This is a genomic window from Devosia sp. (assembly GCF_036406155.1).
Taxonomy (GTDB): Bacteria; Pseudomonadota; Alphaproteobacteria; order Rhizobiales; family Devosiaceae; genus Devosia_A.
Genome location: NZ_DASWVV010000190.1, coordinates 1 through 14,313 on the forward strand (window position 1 = coordinate 1; position 14,313 = coordinate 14,313).

Annotated in this window: 15 protein-coding genes and 1 pseudogene; all 16 read left to right on the plus strand. The window is 67.4% G+C overall.

Annotation, left to right across the window (positions count from 1 at the left end):
* On the plus strand, positions 1 to 1,913 hold a 1,913-nt coding region (locus VGD93_RS12585; RefSeq protein WP_395012530.1), incomplete at its 5' end, for a hypothetical protein.
* 84 nt (positions 1,914 to 1,997) lie between these two features.
* On the plus strand, positions 1,998 to 2,243 hold the full coding sequence (locus tag VGD93_RS12590) for a hypothetical protein (protein WP_123644161.1): 246 nt from the start codon (positions 1,998 to 2,000) through the stop codon (positions 2,241 to 2,243).
* Between the two features lie 135 nt (positions 2,244 to 2,378).
* A complete protein-coding gene (locus VGD93_RS12595; RefSeq protein ID WP_374841270.1) occupies positions 2,379 to 3,065 on the plus strand; it encodes an RNA polymerase sigma factor in 687 nt (228 codons plus the stop codon).
* Between the two features lie 84 nt (positions 3,066 to 3,149).
* The gene (locus VGD93_RS12600; protein WP_018303655.1) at positions 3,150 to 3,344 is read left to right on the plus strand and encodes a hypothetical protein; all 195 of its coding nucleotides are present in this window, start codon (positions 3,150 to 3,152) and stop codon (positions 3,342 to 3,344) included.
* A 38-nt stretch (positions 3,345 to 3,382) separates the two neighbouring features.
* The gene (locus VGD93_RS12605) at positions 3,383 to 3,679 is read left to right on the plus strand and encodes a hypothetical protein (RefSeq protein WP_123644163.1); all 297 of its coding nucleotides are present in this window, start codon (positions 3,383 to 3,385) and stop codon (positions 3,677 to 3,679) included.
* Positions 3,679 to 4,554, plus strand: coding sequence for an ATP-binding protein (locus VGD93_RS12610; protein ID WP_272857884.1), 876 nt, complete (start codon positions 3,679 to 3,681; stop codon positions 4,552 to 4,554). Before VGD93_RS12605 ends, VGD93_RS12610 begins: the two co-directional genes overlap by 1 nt.
* A 101-nt stretch (positions 4,555 to 4,655) precedes the next feature.
* Complete coding sequence (locus VGD93_RS12615; protein WP_123644165.1) at positions 4,656 to 5,279, plus strand: hypothetical protein; 624 nt, start codon at positions 4,656 to 4,658, stop codon at positions 5,277 to 5,279.
* Between the two features lie 13 nt (positions 5,280 to 5,292).
* On the plus strand, positions 5,293 to 6,981 hold the full coding sequence (locus VGD93_RS12620) for a DEAD/DEAH box helicase (RefSeq protein WP_395012531.1): 1,689 nt from the start codon (positions 5,293 to 5,295) through the stop codon (positions 6,979 to 6,981).
* Positions 6,982 to 7,188: 207 nt separating this feature from the next.
* Positions 7,189 to 7,395: a DUF6511 domain-containing protein gene (locus VGD93_RS12625; protein ID WP_123644183.1), complete on the plus strand. Its 207-nt coding sequence runs from the start codon at positions 7,189 to 7,191 to the stop codon at positions 7,393 to 7,395.
* Complete coding sequence (locus VGD93_RS12630) at positions 7,392 to 8,162, plus strand: hypothetical protein (RefSeq protein ID WP_123644167.1); 771 nt, start codon at positions 7,392 to 7,394, stop codon at positions 8,160 to 8,162. Before VGD93_RS12625 ends, VGD93_RS12630 begins: the two co-directional genes overlap by 4 nt.
* Before the next feature lie 101 nt (positions 8,163 to 8,263).
* Positions 8,264 to 10,480, plus strand: a complete 2,217-nt coding sequence (locus tag VGD93_RS12635; protein WP_395012532.1) for an AAA family ATPase — start codon at positions 8,264 to 8,266, stop codon at positions 10,478 to 10,480.
* A 340-nt stretch (positions 10,481 to 10,820) separates the two neighbouring features.
* Positions 10,821 to 11,360 (plus strand): crossover junction endodeoxyribonuclease RuvC, encoded by a 540-nt coding sequence (locus VGD93_RS12640; RefSeq protein WP_228189155.1) that lies wholly within the window; start codon positions 10,821 to 10,823, stop codon positions 11,358 to 11,360.
* Positions 11,357 to 11,557, plus strand: a complete 201-nt coding sequence (locus tag VGD93_RS12645) for a hypothetical protein (protein ID WP_071796301.1) — start codon at positions 11,357 to 11,359, stop codon at positions 11,555 to 11,557. The genes VGD93_RS12640 and VGD93_RS12645 overlap by 4 nt, the downstream gene beginning before the upstream one ends.
* Positions 11,550 to 11,930 carry a DUF6362 family protein gene (locus tag VGD93_RS12650; RefSeq protein WP_099649490.1) on the plus strand — a complete coding sequence of 127 codons (381 nt, stop codon included), beginning with the start codon at positions 11,550 to 11,552 and terminating at the stop codon, positions 11,928 to 11,930. Before VGD93_RS12645 ends, VGD93_RS12650 begins: the two co-directional genes overlap by 8 nt.
* Positions 11,931 to 12,346: 416 nt before the next feature.
* Positions 12,347 to 13,711, plus strand: a complete 1,365-nt coding sequence (locus VGD93_RS12655; protein WP_093359550.1) for a site-specific DNA-methyltransferase — start codon at positions 12,347 to 12,349, stop codon at positions 13,709 to 13,711.
* Between the two features lies 1 nt (position 13,712).
* Positions 13,713 to 14,222 (plus strand): annotated as a pseudogene (locus tag VGD93_RS12660) (DNA cytosine methyltransferase); the annotation flags it as partial.
* Between the last annotated feature and the right edge of the window lie 91 nt (positions 14,223 to 14,313).

The window sequence follows — 14,313 nt, forward strand, 5'->3', positions numbered from 1 at the left end:
CGGGGCAACGGCTGCAGAATGTCGACTACGACCATTATGAGTCCCAGCCTGACCTGCTGTGCAAGAGCATCTGGATGCGCACGGTCTTCCCGATGCACTTTCACGACGCCCAGAGCTTCTATGCCGCGCGGCGCTATCGAGAACGGCGGACGTACTACACATGCTGCGAGGTGGACTTCGACCACGATTCTGTTGCCGACGCAGAGGGAATCCCTGACGAGAAGCTCTGTGACGCTGTTCAGGAAGCTCTGGGACTGAAGGGCAAGGTCACCGCGTCCGTCCTCGAATTGCCCGAGACCGCCAACTACCCGCCGTCCTTCATGGTCGCCCTGCGCCATCCCGGGCCCCTGTCAAGTATCGACAATCATCGCGAGGAAGGGGGCTGGACCGTCCACTACTACAGGCCATCACACGAGGCTGTCCTGATCTACACGCCCAAGCTGAAGAAAATCGAGGTCGCATCAGCCAGCGGCGAGGTTCGCGAAAAAACCTCGAAAGTCTTCGCGGAGGTCGTTCTAGGGCGCCCGCCTTCGGCCAAGCCGCTGACCCGCCGAGAGTTTAACCTCGAACGCTTCAGGTCCTCCTTCGATCTGGATCGCCCGGATTTCGACGATGTCGAGATCACGCTGGCGGCGGTAGTCGAGGCCGAGGTGCGCCTCGGCTCGTGGGGCCGGCGGCTGAACATCAAGGTGACCATAGAAGACACGATGGAGGACGTTGTCCGGAAATACGTCGCCAATTCAGCCACCCTGATCCGGAGTTTCGGCTTCACAAAAATCGCCATCGCAATTGGTTACACCCGTCGATCAGACGGCAAGAAGGGAACCTTCCGGGTCTCGATCTCGAATGGCAGCAGTTCGGACGTGCAGAGCATGCGCGATCCGTTCCTTCGGGACCTTGGGTTCCGACTGCTCGAACACTGGGGTCTTACGCAGAACCTGCGGACGCTCACCGATCAGGAACGGGCGCAGTGGTTCGGCTTTCTTCTGTCGCTGTACGACCTGCCCGGCGACACTGTTGCAGGTGCATTCTTCAACTCCGCGGGCGTCGATCCAGCCCGCTTGGTGAGTGCGAGATTGATTGCCCGCAAAGGGCGGCAGGTGATTGGGCTCGCCGAGGATGACGATGAGGTTGTCGAAGTTGAGCAGGAAACGGGTCCGGAGCCGGGGACGGTTCGACAAACCGGTTCCTTTGGGGAGGCGGACGGATTGCGTCTCGACACCAATGCGATCGAGTACGGGATCGATCGAGCATGGCTCGCCGAAACCATCCACCAGGCGATAGCTGGCTCTCTCGGTATCAGGAACATCGAAACCATCAACGAGTTCCTCGTCTCGCTTGGGCCGATTGCACTGGGTGAGCGAAAGGTCCCGCTTTACCTGGCGCGCCGCCTTGCCGATCTGAAAGCCCGCGAGAATGTCGAGAATGCGCTTCGGTCGCGACATACGGCGGGTCCTGGTCTCGTACTCGCCGTGTCCAATGATCCACCACGATTCCTCGGGCCGAACGTCGTGATCGCGCTACGCGACCTGTTGCTTCAGGACGGAAGCCTCGGCGATCTGGACCAGGAGGAAATGGCTCGGCGATTCGAGGCGAACCGAACGCTGGCGTCCTCCGCGCAAGTCGCCCAAGTTGTACGACACACGCCTCGCTCTGCGACGCTCATCATCCCGGGTCTCGATCCGCTAACGCTTGACGGCGCGGGCCAGATCCAACTCTTCGAAAGCCTTGTTGAAGCGGCGACCGATGGCACAGGCCAGCGGCTGACCAAGGTCCTGATGGACGGGATGGGGTCTGACAATCCCAGACAGCTGTTCTCTTCCGGCGCATGGGCGAAGGCGCATCCGACTTACATCCGGCACGGCTCGAGCAATCGCTATTGGCGTCTCGGCGAGGCGACCGACACCGCGTGATCTAGAGTTCATCTAGGGTTTCGGGCGGGACGGTCTAACAAACCGCTGATTATTGGAAGGGCTCCACATCAGAGGAGCACTTTCATGCCGACTCCCTTCCCCTCGCGCCAGGCAGCCCAGACGAGCTGGTCCGGCGCCGCGAAGACCAAGCCCACCACCTCCAACTCGGAATGGCGCTGCACGCGCTGTGAGAAGCTGCTCGGCGTCTGCCGGGACGGCCGCATGCACCTGCGCTTCGCGCGGGGGCACGAGTATCTCGTGGGCTTTCCGGTTCAGGCCACCTGCCGGGGCTGCGCCACGCTGAATAACGCAACGGCACCCGCGCGCTGACGCGCGCATTCACCCAACCCCCTGAAATCGCAGAGACGCGCGACGTCCTGACCTGGCCACGAGAAGGCGCCGGACGCCTGGCCGCAAGGCAGGCGTCCGATGTCCTTCGCGTGGCACGAGATCCGTGATCACCTCATGCAATCTTCCTCCAATCTTCACTTCCAGCGCAGTTTCGACGCCATCCGGCGCACGCAGGCCGCCCTTGCAGCGTTCCGGGATCCGGCGGCCCTGCTGGACGGGCTGCACCGCACCCCCGGCGATCAGGGCCAGAAGAACCTGATCCTCGCCGCTCTCGTGAGGGCAGCGCAGGGCGACGGGCCCGCGTCCGACAGCGCCCTGACAATGCTGTTGCTGGCGCTCTGGCCCGGCCTCGACGCCATCCGGCGCCGGTCGCTCTGGCGCAGGCTCGGCACCGCTGACGAGGTCGCGTCCGACGTGCTGGCGCGCACTACCGAGGCGGTCCGCGGCCTCGACCTCGGGCGCGTCAACTGGATCGCGGCCACGGTGCTCCGCAACGTCGAGCGCGACATGATCCGCGTGCGCCAGCGCGACACGGCGCGCGAACATCTCGCCAGCGGCGCCGACCCCGACGAGGTGGCGGACAGCGGCGACAGCGGAATCGGCGCGGATGGGTACGCCCGGCTGAACGGCGCCGTGCGGAAGCTGCTCGGCGACGACGCCGTGCTGGTGATCCGCGTGGCGATCGAGGGTTTTTCCCAAGCCGAGGCGGGAGCTGACCTGGGGCTGACCGAGGCCGCCGCCCGCAAGCGGTACCAGCGCGCGATGCGCCGGCTGCACGACGCCCTCGAGGAAATCCCCTGAACCGATGTCCCGATCCGGTCCCGCCGGTGGCTTTTTCCATTCGAGCGCCCCGAGCGCCTTCCCTCAAACCGAAAGCAGACACGCATGAACCGCACTGCCGATCTGTCGCTCGAGGATTTCAGGCGTCTTCCGGGGCTCTATCGCCGCTGGGAGCTGACCGAGGTCTGCGAGCCCAACCGCAACTATCAGATCGAGGACGCCGGCGCCCATGCCGACGGGACGCCGCTGCTGGCGATCTACGTCGCCGAGCCCGCGCCCGACGTCCGCGAGGCCGCGTGATGCGCCTCCTCGATCACATCATCTCACGGAGAACCGCCATGCCGGACCAGTCGGACGCCATCACCCGTCTTCGCAAGGTGAACTACGCCCTCGAAGATCTCCCCGAAACCATCTCCCTCCCGCAGCGTCCCGGAGACGAACCGCGCGAGCCGCTGCCGGTCGTCGAGGCGACCGTCGACGAGATCGCCTTCGCGATCGTGGAAGCGGAGCGCGAGAGCACGGCCGCCTACCGCCGCGCCGACGCGCTGAAGCGCCTCTACAAGCTCGCCCGCGAGGCGGGGTGCATCGGCGCAGATCGCGCCGCCACGGCGGTGATGAAGAAGGAGGGCCAGTGATGGCCCTTCCCATCATCGGCGCCGATGAGCGGCTCGCGCAACGCAAGGGCATCAAGGGCGTCATCTTCGGGCGGTCCGGCATCGGCAAGACCAGCCTGCTCTGGACGCTGAACGCCTCGACCACGCTCTTCCTCGATCTCGAGGCTGGGGATCTGGCGGTCGAGGGGCTGGAGATCGACACGCTCCGGCCCCGCACCTGGAAGGAATGTCGCGACTTCGCGGTGTTCATCGGCGGGCCGAACCCGGCGCTGCGCGAGGACCAGCCCTACAGCCAGGCGCATTTCGACGAGGTCTGCGGCCGCTACGGCGATCCCACGGTGATCGGGAAATACGAGACCGTCTTCATCGACTCGATCACCGTCGCGGGACGGCTCTGCTTCCAGTGGTGCCGTGGGCAGCCCGAAGCGTTCTCCGAGAAGACCGGCAAGCCCGACATCCGCGGCGCCTACGGGCTGCATGGCCGTGAGATGATCGGCTGGCTGACCCACCTGCAGCACACGCGCGGCAAGCACGTCTGGTTCGTCGGCATCCTTGACGAGCGGCTCGACGACTTCAACCGCAAGGTCTTCCAGCCGCAGATCGACGGCTCGAAGACCGGGCTCGAGCTGCCGGGGATCGTCGATCAGGTCATCACCATGGCCGACATCCCGGACCAGGGCGGCCAGCCGCAGCGCGCCTTCGTCTGCCAGACGCTGAACCCCTGGGGTTATCCGGCCAAGGACCGTTCCGGCCGCCTCGACAGGGTCGAGGCCCCGCATCTCGGCCGGCTGATGGAGAAGATCCAGCGTCCCGCGGCGCCAGCCTCCGAACGCCTGACATGGCCGCCGGTGACCCCGGCCGATCCCGCGCCCGCGCAGGAGCCCGGCCATGGCTGAGCGCCTCTCGCCACGCCCGGTGTCCCGATCCGGTCGCTGGGGTGGCTTTTCCCCTCTGACGCCACTGCGCGTCCCATCCTCCAACTGAAAGGAGCCGCGCAATGTCCGGACCCTGGAACGACTTCAACTCCGCCCAATCCAACACCAACGTCATCCCGAAGGGCACGCTCGCCAAGGTGCGGGCCTCACTGCGCCCCGGCGGCTACGACGACCCCTCGCAAGGCTGGACCGGCGGCTGGGCGCGCCGCGCCGCCACCGGCGCCGTCTATCTCGACGTCGAATACACGGTGCTCGAAGGGCCCTATGCCCGGCGCAAAATCTGGTCGCTGATCGGCCTCTACAGCCCCAAGGGTCCAGACTGGGCCAACATGGGGCGCGGCCTGATCCGCGGCATCCTCAACTCGGCGCGCGGCGTGTCGGACAAGGACAACTCGCCGGAGGCGCAGGCCCGCCGCCGCATCAACGGGTTCGGCGATCTCGACGGCGTCGAATTCATCGCCCGCATCGACATCGGCACCGACACCAACGGCGAGGACAAGAACGAGATCCGCAATGCCGTCACGCCCGACCATCGCGACTACGCCGCGCTGATGGGCACGGTCGCGCCGCAGTCCTCTGCTGCCCCGGCGCAGGGCCACGCCCCGCAGCAGCCCACCACGTCCACCCAGCCCAGCCAGCCCGCGTCCGCCCCCGGCGCCGCCGGTCGGCCGAGCTGGGCGCAGTAAGGGGAGACCGGCCATGCGCCTGCGCCCCCGCCAGAAGACCTTCGTCGAGCGCAGCGTGGCTGCGCTCGCTTCCCGCGGCAACACGCTGGGCGTGGCGCCCACCGGCGCGGGCAAGACCATCATGCTCTCGGCGGTCACCGGCGAGATGATCGACGACGGGGCCAAGGCCTGCGTGCTGGCCCATCGCGACGAGCTGACGGCGCAGAACCGCGCCAAGTTTCAGCGCGTGGTGCCAGGCGTCGCTACCTCTGTCATCGACGCAACGGAGAAGTCCTGGGGCGGTCAGGTCGCCTTCGCCATGGTGCCGACGCTGGCGCGCGCCTCGAACCTCGCCGACATGCCGCGCCTCGACCTGCTGGTCGTCGACGAGGCGCACCATGCCGTCGCCGACAGCTACCGCCGCATCATTGACCGGGTGCGCGAGGCCAATCCCGACGCCCGGATCTTCGGGGTCACGGCGACGCCGAACCGGGGCGACAGGAAGGGCCTGCGCGAGGTTTTCGACAACGTCGCCGATCAGGTGCGGCTGGGCGAATTGATCGCCTCGGGCCACCTGGTGCCGCCGCGCACCTTCGTCATCGATGTCGGTGTCCAGGACGAATTGCGGTCCGTCCGCAAGACCATGTCGGATTTCGACATGGCGGAGGTGGCGGGCATCATGGACCGCGCGCCCGTCACCGACGAGGTGATCCGCCACTGGAAGGAAAAGGCGGGCGACCGGCAGACCGTGGTGTTCTGCTCCACCGTCGCGCATGCCGAACACGTCACCGACGCCTTCAGGGCGGCGGGCGTTTCCGCCGCGCTGATCCATGGCGATCTGGCGGCCGAAACGCGCAAGGCAATCCTCGCCGACTACGCCGCGGGCGACATCCGCGTCGTGGTCAACGTGGCGGTTCTGACCGAGGGCTGGGACCATCCGCCCACCTCCTGCGTCGTGCTGCTGCGGCCCAGCTCCTACAAGTCCACGATGATCCAGATGGTCGGGCGCGGGCTGCGCACCGTCGACCCCGAGGAACACCCAGGCATCGTGAAAACCGATTGCGTCGTGCTGGACTTCGGCACCTCCAGCCTGATCCACGGCACGCTGGAACAGGACGTCGATCTCGACGGCAAGACCGAGATCGGCGAGGCGCCGACGAAGACCTGTCCTGCCTGCGAGGCGGAGATCTCGCTGGCCGCCACCGAATGCCCGCTCTGCGGCGAGGCGTTCCCGCGCGAGGATCTGGATGCGGGCGAAGGCGGGGACGCCGCGCCGCTCTCGGGCTTCATGATGACCGAGATCGACCTGCTGAAGCGCTCCAGCTTCGCGTGGGTCGACCTCTACGGCACGGACGACGCGCTGATGGCCACGGGCTTCGCAGCCTGGGGCGGCATCTTCTGGCTGGACGGGGTCTGGTACGCCATCGGCGGCGCGAAGGGCGAACGCCCCCACCTGTTGGGCGTCGGCGAGCGCACCGTCTGCCTCGCGCAGGCCGACGACTGGCTGAACACGCACGAGACCGACGAGAGCGCCTTCAAGACCCGCTCCTGGCTGCGCCAGCCGCCGACCGAGAAGCAGCTGCAGTACCTGCCGCCCGAGTGCCGCCACGACTTCGGCCTGACGCGCTACCGCGCCTCCGCGCTGATGACCTTCGGCTTCAACAAGCGCGCCATCCGCCAGCTGATCGACACGGCGGCCTCTCCCGAACGGAGGGCGGCATGACCCATGGCACCCTCAACCCCCATCACGGCCGAGGACCGGCGGCGACTCTGGCATCCGCGTGGGACGCTTTGTGCTGTCTGCCGGCAACCCACCCGTGGTTTTGGCTGGTTCGATCCGCACCGGTCGAAGCGGCCCCGGCCATCGGTCTGGTTCTGCTCGATGCCCTGCCAGTCCTTCTGGACGCGCTTCGCGCGGGAGCGTTTCGCCATGGTTGACCTGACCGAGGAGGAGCGCGCCGCGATCACCGCCACCATGAAGCGCGTCGCACTGCTGATGGACGAGATCGGCTGGACTACACCGCTCGCCGATCTGACCGAGGCGCAGGTGCGCGCGCTGATCGAGGAGGCCGTCGAGGGCTTCCGCGAGGCCATGTCCGACATCGCCCGGGCGCAGACGCCGGAGGTGCCGTTTTGACCCTCGATTACAATCACCGGCCGACTTTCGCAGAGCGGGTCAACGCCGCGGTCGATCGGGCGCTGACCGCCGATCAGGCCACGCGGCCGCCCCGCGACTACCTCGGCGGCTCGCGTCTCGGCCATGCCTGCGAGCGCGCCCTGCAGTTCGAGTTCACGGCTGCGCCGAAGGACGAGGGCCAGGACTTCAGCGGCCAGTCGCTGCGCATCTTCGCCATCGGCCATGCGCTCGAGGATCTGGCCGTCGCCTGGCTGCGCGGCGCGGGCTTCGACCTCTACACGCGCAAGGGCAACCGGCCAGATGGCGGCCAGTTCGGGTTCTCCGTTGCGGGCGGGCGCATCCGCGGTCATGTCGACGGCATCATCGCCGCAGGGCCCGAAGGCTTCGAGCTGGCCGTTCCCGCCCTCTGGGAATGCAAGACGATGAACGCGAAGAACTGGCGCGCCTGCGTCAAGGACGGCGTGACGAAGTCGAAGCCGGTCTACGCCGCCCAGATCGCGCTCTACCAGGCCTACATGGAAGGGACGGTTTCCGGCATCTCGGCCGCGCCCGCGCTCTTCACCGCGATCAACAAGGACACCGCTGAGCTTCACCATGAGCTGGTGCCCTTCGACGCCGATCTCGCGCAGCGCATGTCCGACCGGGGCGTGCGGATCCTGCAGGCGACCGATGCGGGCGAGCTTCTGCCGCGCGTCGCCACCACGTCCGATTTCTTCGAGTGCCGCTTCTGCCCGTGGGCCGAGCGCTGCTGGGGGCTGCCGGCATGAGCGACGACGGCATCCTGCATTTCAACCCGTGGATGGATTTCAACGACGGGCCGCCGTCCGAGAACCCGTTCGGCTGCGATCCCGACCCCGAGCAGATCGCCGTGTTCCTCGACACCGTGTTCAGCTGGTGCGAGGGGCTGATCCCGCTCCGGGGCTTCGTCGACAAGGGTCAGGGCCGGGACGGCAAGCCGCACAACATCTGGATCCCCGCCGACGAGACCGCGAACGAGAAGCTCGCGACCTTCGCCGCGTGGGCGAACCGGGAGGGCGCCGCCGTCTACGTCATCCCCGGCACGGTCGAGGAGCAGGGTCAGGCCCGCGCCGCCGATGTGCTGCAGATGCAGGCCATCGTGGTCGATCTCGATGCGGGCGATATCCCGGCCAAGCTCGACCATGTCACGCGCCATCTCGGCCCGCCCACGCTGATCATCGAAAGCGGCGGGCGGACGCCCGAAGGTGCGGCCAAGCTCCATGTCTGGTGGAAGCTGACCGAACCGGCCGAGGGCGAGGACCTGGTGACGCTCTGCCGCCTGCGGGGCGAGATCGCCGTGAAGGTCGGCGGCGACACGCATTTCCGCTCGGCGCATCAGCCGATCCGGGTGCCGGGCACCGTCTATCACAAGCACGGCCACCAGCGCCTCGTGCAGATCCGCGAGCATCGCGACGTCGAGGTCGACTTGGCGGATTTCGCGGAAAAGGTCGCCGAGATGCCGCCGCTGCCAGGCGTAGGCTTCGCCAGCGACGTTGCCGCGCCGACCGCGAAGCCCGGCATCGACGCAGTGCTCACCACGCCGGTGCGCGAAGGCGCGGTTGACGACTGGTCCCGCTTCCAGGGGGCCAGCGCCGCCATCGGCCATTACGTGCGCCTGGTGCACGAGGGCCGCCTCGACCCGTTCGCAGGCTGGGAGGCGATCTGCGGCTACAACGCCGCCATGCTGCGCCCATCCTGGCCGCTCGATCGGCTGATGGCCGAGTCCGAGCGCCTCTGGGCGCTGCATGTGAAGCGCAACGGTCCGCCGCTCCTGCGCGCGGACCACGCCGACGCCCCGGCCAGCCCGCTGCCGACCTTCAGCCTCGGCGCGCTGCTCGAAGACACGAGCCCGATGCCCGAGGACATCATCGGTCCCCGCGTGCTGACGCCGGGCGGGCTCCTGGTGCTTGGCGGCGCGCCCAAGGTCGGCAAGAGCGACTTCCTGATCTGCTGGCTCGTGCATATGGCCGCTGGCGTGCCGTTCCTCGGCTTCACGCCGCCCCGGCCGCTGCGCGTGTTCTACCTGCAGGCCGAGATCCAGTATCACTATCTGCGCGAGCGCATGCAGCAGATCGCGCTGCCCGCCGCCGTGATCGCCGCCGCGCGCGACACCTTCATCGCCACGCCGAAGCTGAAGCTGCTGCTCGACGCGGAAGGCGTCGCCCGCGTGGCCGAGGCGATCCGGGCCGCATTCCCCGACGCGCCGCCCGACATCATCGTCATCGACCCGATCCGCAACCTCTTCGATGGCGGCCCCGAAGGCGGGGGCGAGAACGACAACACAGCCATGATGTTCTTCCTGAAGGACCGGGTGGAGCTTCTCCGCGAGGCGGTCAATCCGGATGCGGGCGTCATCCTCGCCCACCACACCCGCAAGGCCACCAAGCATCAGGTCAAGGACGATCCCTTCCTCGCGCTCTCCGGCGCCAGCGCGCTGCGGGGTTTCTACACCTCCGGGCTGCTCATGCACCGACCCGACGAGGACAGCACCGTCCGCAGGCTGGAGATCGAGCTTCGAAACGGGCCCGCGCTGCCGGGGAAGCTGATCGACAAGGTGAAGGGGGAGTGGGTCGAGCTGAACCCGATGAACGAGCGCCTGGTGCGCAAGGAGGTCGGCGCCAGGCTCGATGCCGAACGGCTGCGCAAACACGATGTCATCCTCGGCATGCTGCTTGATGAGGCGGCGAGCGAGCGCCTCTACACCGCCATGCAGTTCGCCGAGACCTTCGAGAACCGGGGCGGTCTGGGCAGCAAGCACACGATCCGCGAGCGCCTCAGCGTGCTGGCGACCAAGGGCTTCGTGAAGTTCCTGCGCGACCCCTCGGGGTTCGGCTTCCCCGTCACCCGGTCGCGGTTCGGCTATCTCTGCGTCGAGGGCATGCAGTTCGGCGCGCACGTAGAGCATGTCGATCCAGACACCGGCGAGGTCACCACACCCGCCCGTCCGGTCCTGCCCAGCCACTTCAAATGCCCCCAATCCGGGCTCTGCCTGCAGGTCGAAAACCCCGCCGTCTGGGTCTACCCGGAGGGGCTGGAGGACGACCTAACTCATATGAGTGAGGCCTGACTCATATGACAGCGCCAACTGTGCACTCAACGAAATCAACGGGTTACGGGCAAATAAGAGTTAGGTCCCTAACTCATGCCCGAAGACTTCATGAAGTCTTATTCCGCAATGATTTCAGCCACTTGAACGCCTCGGAACAGTTAGGTGTCAAACCCCCATACTACGTATGGGAGGGCTACCCCACAGGGTTGGCCACTCCTCCCATACGTCCGGGTCAGCCGCGCGCGCCGCCGTGACGGTGTGTTGTGCTTTCCGATCCGACGACGCCGGCCCCGTACCGCCAAGCACCAGACCGCCGTCGTCTTCCACCACCACAGGCCACCGGCAAAGGAGACCCATCATGGCTCAGCCGACTCTGATCCCGAATTGCGACGGCGCAAGGTTTGAATCGCTGCCGCTCGACACACCCCGCAACCGCTGCATCCTCGCGCTCGACCTCGGCACCTCGACCGGCTGGGCGATCCGCGGCCATGACGGCCTGATTACCAGCGGGACCGTCTCGCTGCGCCCCGGCCGCTTCGATGGCGGCGGCATGCGCTACCTGCGCTTCACCAACTGGCTGACCGAGATCGACCGGCTGTCCGGGCCCGTCGCCGCCATCTGGTTCGAGGAAGTCCGCCGCCACGCAGGGACCGACGCGAGCCACATCTATGGCGGGCTGATGGCCACGCTGACTGCATGGGCCGAGCTGCGGGGCGTGCCCTATGAGGGCGTCCCGGTCGGTACGATCAAGCGCCACGCCTCGGGCAAGGGCAACGCCGACAAGGCCGCCATGGTCGCCGCCGTCCGCTCCCGCGGCTTCAGCCCCGCTGACGACAACGAGGCCGACGCCATCGCCATCCTGCTCTGGGCGATCGAGACGAAGGGAGGTGTCGCATGAGATGGCACCCCCATGGCTACGGCGGTCGGCGCCGCGATCCCGAGCAGGTCAAGCGTGAGGGCTGGCGGGAACAGGGCGTCCTCGCGGTCTCCGCCGATGACGACCGCCTCACCTGGCCCGAGCGTGAACTGGTCCGCCAGCTGGGCGAGAAGCTCTACGGCCCGCGCCCGTCCGACAGGGAGGCGCGTCATGGCTGATCGGGAATGGACCGCGGACTGCGTCGCCGATCATTTCGAGGAGGCGTTCCGCACCCTGCGCAAGCTGCCGCCGGTGAAGGCGCAGGGCTATTTCAACACCTGGCCCGACATCGTGCGGACCAGCCGCGAGATCGCGGCGATGGAACCCCAGCCGATGCGGGTCTGGCCCTCGGCCGCTGCGATCACCCGGCTCGAGGAGACCTTCGACTGGGTGCTCTGGATCGAGGAGGCGGAGCGCAAGCTGGTCTGGTCGCGTGCGGCCCGGGTGCCGTGGAAGCAGATCAGCGGCGAGCTGGGGTGCGACCGCACGACCGCCTGGCGTCGCTGGCAGCTGGCGCTGACCAAGATCGCTGCGCGCCTGAATGCGCAGTGACTCCAATATGTTGCAACACTTTTTCCTTCGACATCTGCAACATGATCATGCTATTCCGAAGGCAAGATGGGGAGAGTGCGCTGGAAAGCTCGCTCTCCCCTTTGCGTTGACGGGGCTCTTCTGGACCCCGGTATCCAGCGAGGGTCCGGCGGGGGTCCATCCCACGGCAGTTTCCGGTTCCTTCCTGGCGACATTCGTATGCTGGCGGGCGAAGCGCGGAACATCGCCAGCGACAGGGCCGGATTTTTGGGAAGCCACCCGGAAGCCGGAGCCACGCGCGCCCCGCGCAAACACCAATGAACGCTGGCCTTCCGACCGGACACCGCTGGTGGCCGCTGGACCCCGTGTGGAGTCCGGCCCGGCATCCGGAGTCCGGAAGCCACCGGCATCCACCCGACCGAGGAACCGTGCCCATCATGACGTTGAGCTTCGCCCCGGACGCGATCGAGACGTGGCCGCTGTCGCGCCTCCAGCCCTACGCGAAGAACGCGAAGGCGCATGGCGCGGATCAGGTCGCGAAGATCGCCGCCAGCATGGCCGAGTTCGGCTGGACCGTGCCCTGCCTCGTCGGCGAGGACGGCGAACTGATAGCAGGCCACGGGCGCGTGCTGGCCGCGACGCAGCTCGGGCTGACCGAGGCGCCGGTGATCGTGCTCGGGCACCTGACCGAAGCGCAGCGCCGGGCGTACCGGATTGCGGACAACAAGCTGACGGAACTCGGCACCTGGGACGAGGCGCTGCTGTCGGCGGAACTGAACGACCTGCTGGCCGAAGACTTCGACCTGTCGCTGGTCGGGTTTTCCGATGGCGAACTCGACAAGCTGCTGGCCTTCGATCTCGACGGTGGCGGCGAGGAAGAGGGCGCCGGGGGCTCCGTGCCGCCGGTGACCATCCCCGAACCCCCACGCAATCCGGCGTCGCGGACGGGCGATCTCTGGATCCTCGGCGATCACCGGCTGCTCTGCGGCGACAGCACCAGCGCGGCCGATGTGCGCCGCCTGATGAACGGTGAGCGCGCGATCCTTTTCGCGACCGATCCACCGTATCTCGTCGACTACGACGGCTCGAACCATCCGACCCGCAACAAGGACTGGTCGGCGTCCTACGGCACGACTTGGGACGACAGTTCGCAGGGCGCGGAACTCTATGACGGGTTCATCGCTGCAGCCGTGGCGGAAGCCATCGCCGAGGATGCTGCCTGGTACTGCTGGCACGCCTCGCGCCGCCAGGCGATGCTGGAAGCCTGCTGGGAGAAGGCAGGCGCCTTTGTGCATCAGCAAATCATCTGGGTGAAAGACCGGGGCGTCCTGACCCGGTCGCATTACCTCTGGAAGCACGAGCCCTGTTTCATGGGCTGGCGTCGCCCGAACCGCCCGCCGAAGGTGGCCGAGGAAACGCTGCCATCGACATGGGCGCTTCCCAGCTTCGCCAAGGATGACCGGCCTGACCATCCGACGCCGAAGCCGCTCGACGCCTTCGGGATCCCGATGCGCCAGCATGTGGCGCGGGGCGGCCTCTGCTATGAGCCGTTCTCCGGCTCCGGGTCGCAGATCATGGCGGGCGAGGCCAATGGCCGCCGCGTCTTCGCAATGGAGATCAGCGCGGCGTATGTCGATGTCGCCGTGGAGCGTTGGCAGGCCGAAACCGACAAGGACGCGATCCTCGACGGCGACGGCCGGACCTTCGCGCAGGTGAAGGCGGAGCGGCTGGGCGACGTCACCGATACGCCGGACACGGACGCCGAACCCGAACCCGCGCGAAAGCGCCAGACCGCCGCGTGACATGCATGACCTGGCTCTACCTTCCTCCGGAGACGCTTCCGGAGCCGGAGACGCATGTCTGTTCGGCCTCTCCCTCTGCTCCGGCGCGGGCGGTATCGACCTCGGGCTCACCATCGCCATCCCCGGATATCGTGCTGTGGGCCATGTCGAACGGGAAACCTTCGCCGCAGCCACTCTCGTGGCGCGGATGGAAGACGCGTCCCTGGATCAGGCTGTTGTCTGGGACGATGTTGCAACTTTCGACGGCCGCCCGTGGCGCGGCGCGGTGGACATCGTCACTGCGGGCTATCCGTGCCAGCCGTTCTCCGTCGCGGGCAAACGCCGGGGCGCCGACGACCCGCGCCACCTCTGGCCGCATGTCGCCCGCATCATCGGCGAGGTCGAACCGCCCTTCGTCTTCCTCGAGAATGTCGCCCATCATCTCCGCCTCGGCTTCCCCGAAGTCGCCGCAGGACTGGTCGGCATGGGCTACCGCCTTGCGGCAGGCCTCTTCACGGCGGCGGAAGTCGGCGCGCCCCACAAGCGCGAGCGGCTCTTCATCCTCGCCATCCGCGAAGGGGACGAGCTGGCCGACCCCGCGCGCCTGCTCTGGCACCCGGTCG

Bases quoted from the DNA above. Each gene is read 5' to 3' on its own strand.
- VGD93_RS12605 (WP_123644163.1), top strand. From the start codon at position 3,383: ATGCCGGACCAGTCGGACGCCATCACCCGTCTTCGCAAGGTGAACTAC.
- VGD93_RS12650 (WP_099649490.1), top strand. From the start codon at position 11,550: ATGGCTGATCGGGAATGGACCGCGGACTGCGTCGCCGATCATTTCGAG.
- VGD93_RS12615 (WP_123644165.1), top strand. From the start codon at position 4,656: ATGTCCGGACCCTGGAACGACTTCAACTCCGCCCAATCCAACACCAAC.
- VGD93_RS12600 (WP_018303655.1), top strand. From the start codon at position 3,150: ATGAACCGCACTGCCGATCTGTCGCTCGAGGATTTCAGGCGTCTTCCG.
- VGD93_RS12645 (WP_071796301.1), top strand. From the start codon at position 11,357: ATGAGATGGCACCCCCATGGCTACGGCGGTCGGCGCCGCGATCCCGAG.
- VGD93_RS12625 (WP_123644183.1), top strand. From the start codon at position 7,189: ATGGTTGACCTGACCGAGGAGGAGCGCGCCGCGATCACCGCCACCATG.
- VGD93_RS12655 (WP_093359550.1), top strand. From the start codon at position 12,347: ATGACGTTGAGCTTCGCCCCGGACGCGATCGAGACGTGGCCGCTGTCG.
- VGD93_RS12590 (WP_123644161.1), top strand. From the start codon at position 1,998: ATGCCGACTCCCTTCCCCTCGCGCCAGGCAGCCCAGACGAGCTGGTCC.
- VGD93_RS12640 (WP_228189155.1), top strand. From the start codon at position 10,821: ATGGCTCAGCCGACTCTGATCCCGAATTGCGACGGCGCAAGGTTTGAA.
- VGD93_RS12610 (WP_272857884.1), top strand. From the start codon at position 3,679: ATGGCCCTTCCCATCATCGGCGCCGATGAGCGGCTCGCGCAACGCAAG.
- VGD93_RS12595 (WP_374841270.1), top strand. From the start codon at position 2,379: ATGCAATCTTCCTCCAATCTTCACTTCCAGCGCAGTTTCGACGCCATC.
- VGD93_RS12620 (WP_395012531.1), top strand. From the start codon at position 5,293: ATGCGCCTGCGCCCCCGCCAGAAGACCTTCGTCGAGCGCAGCGTGGCT.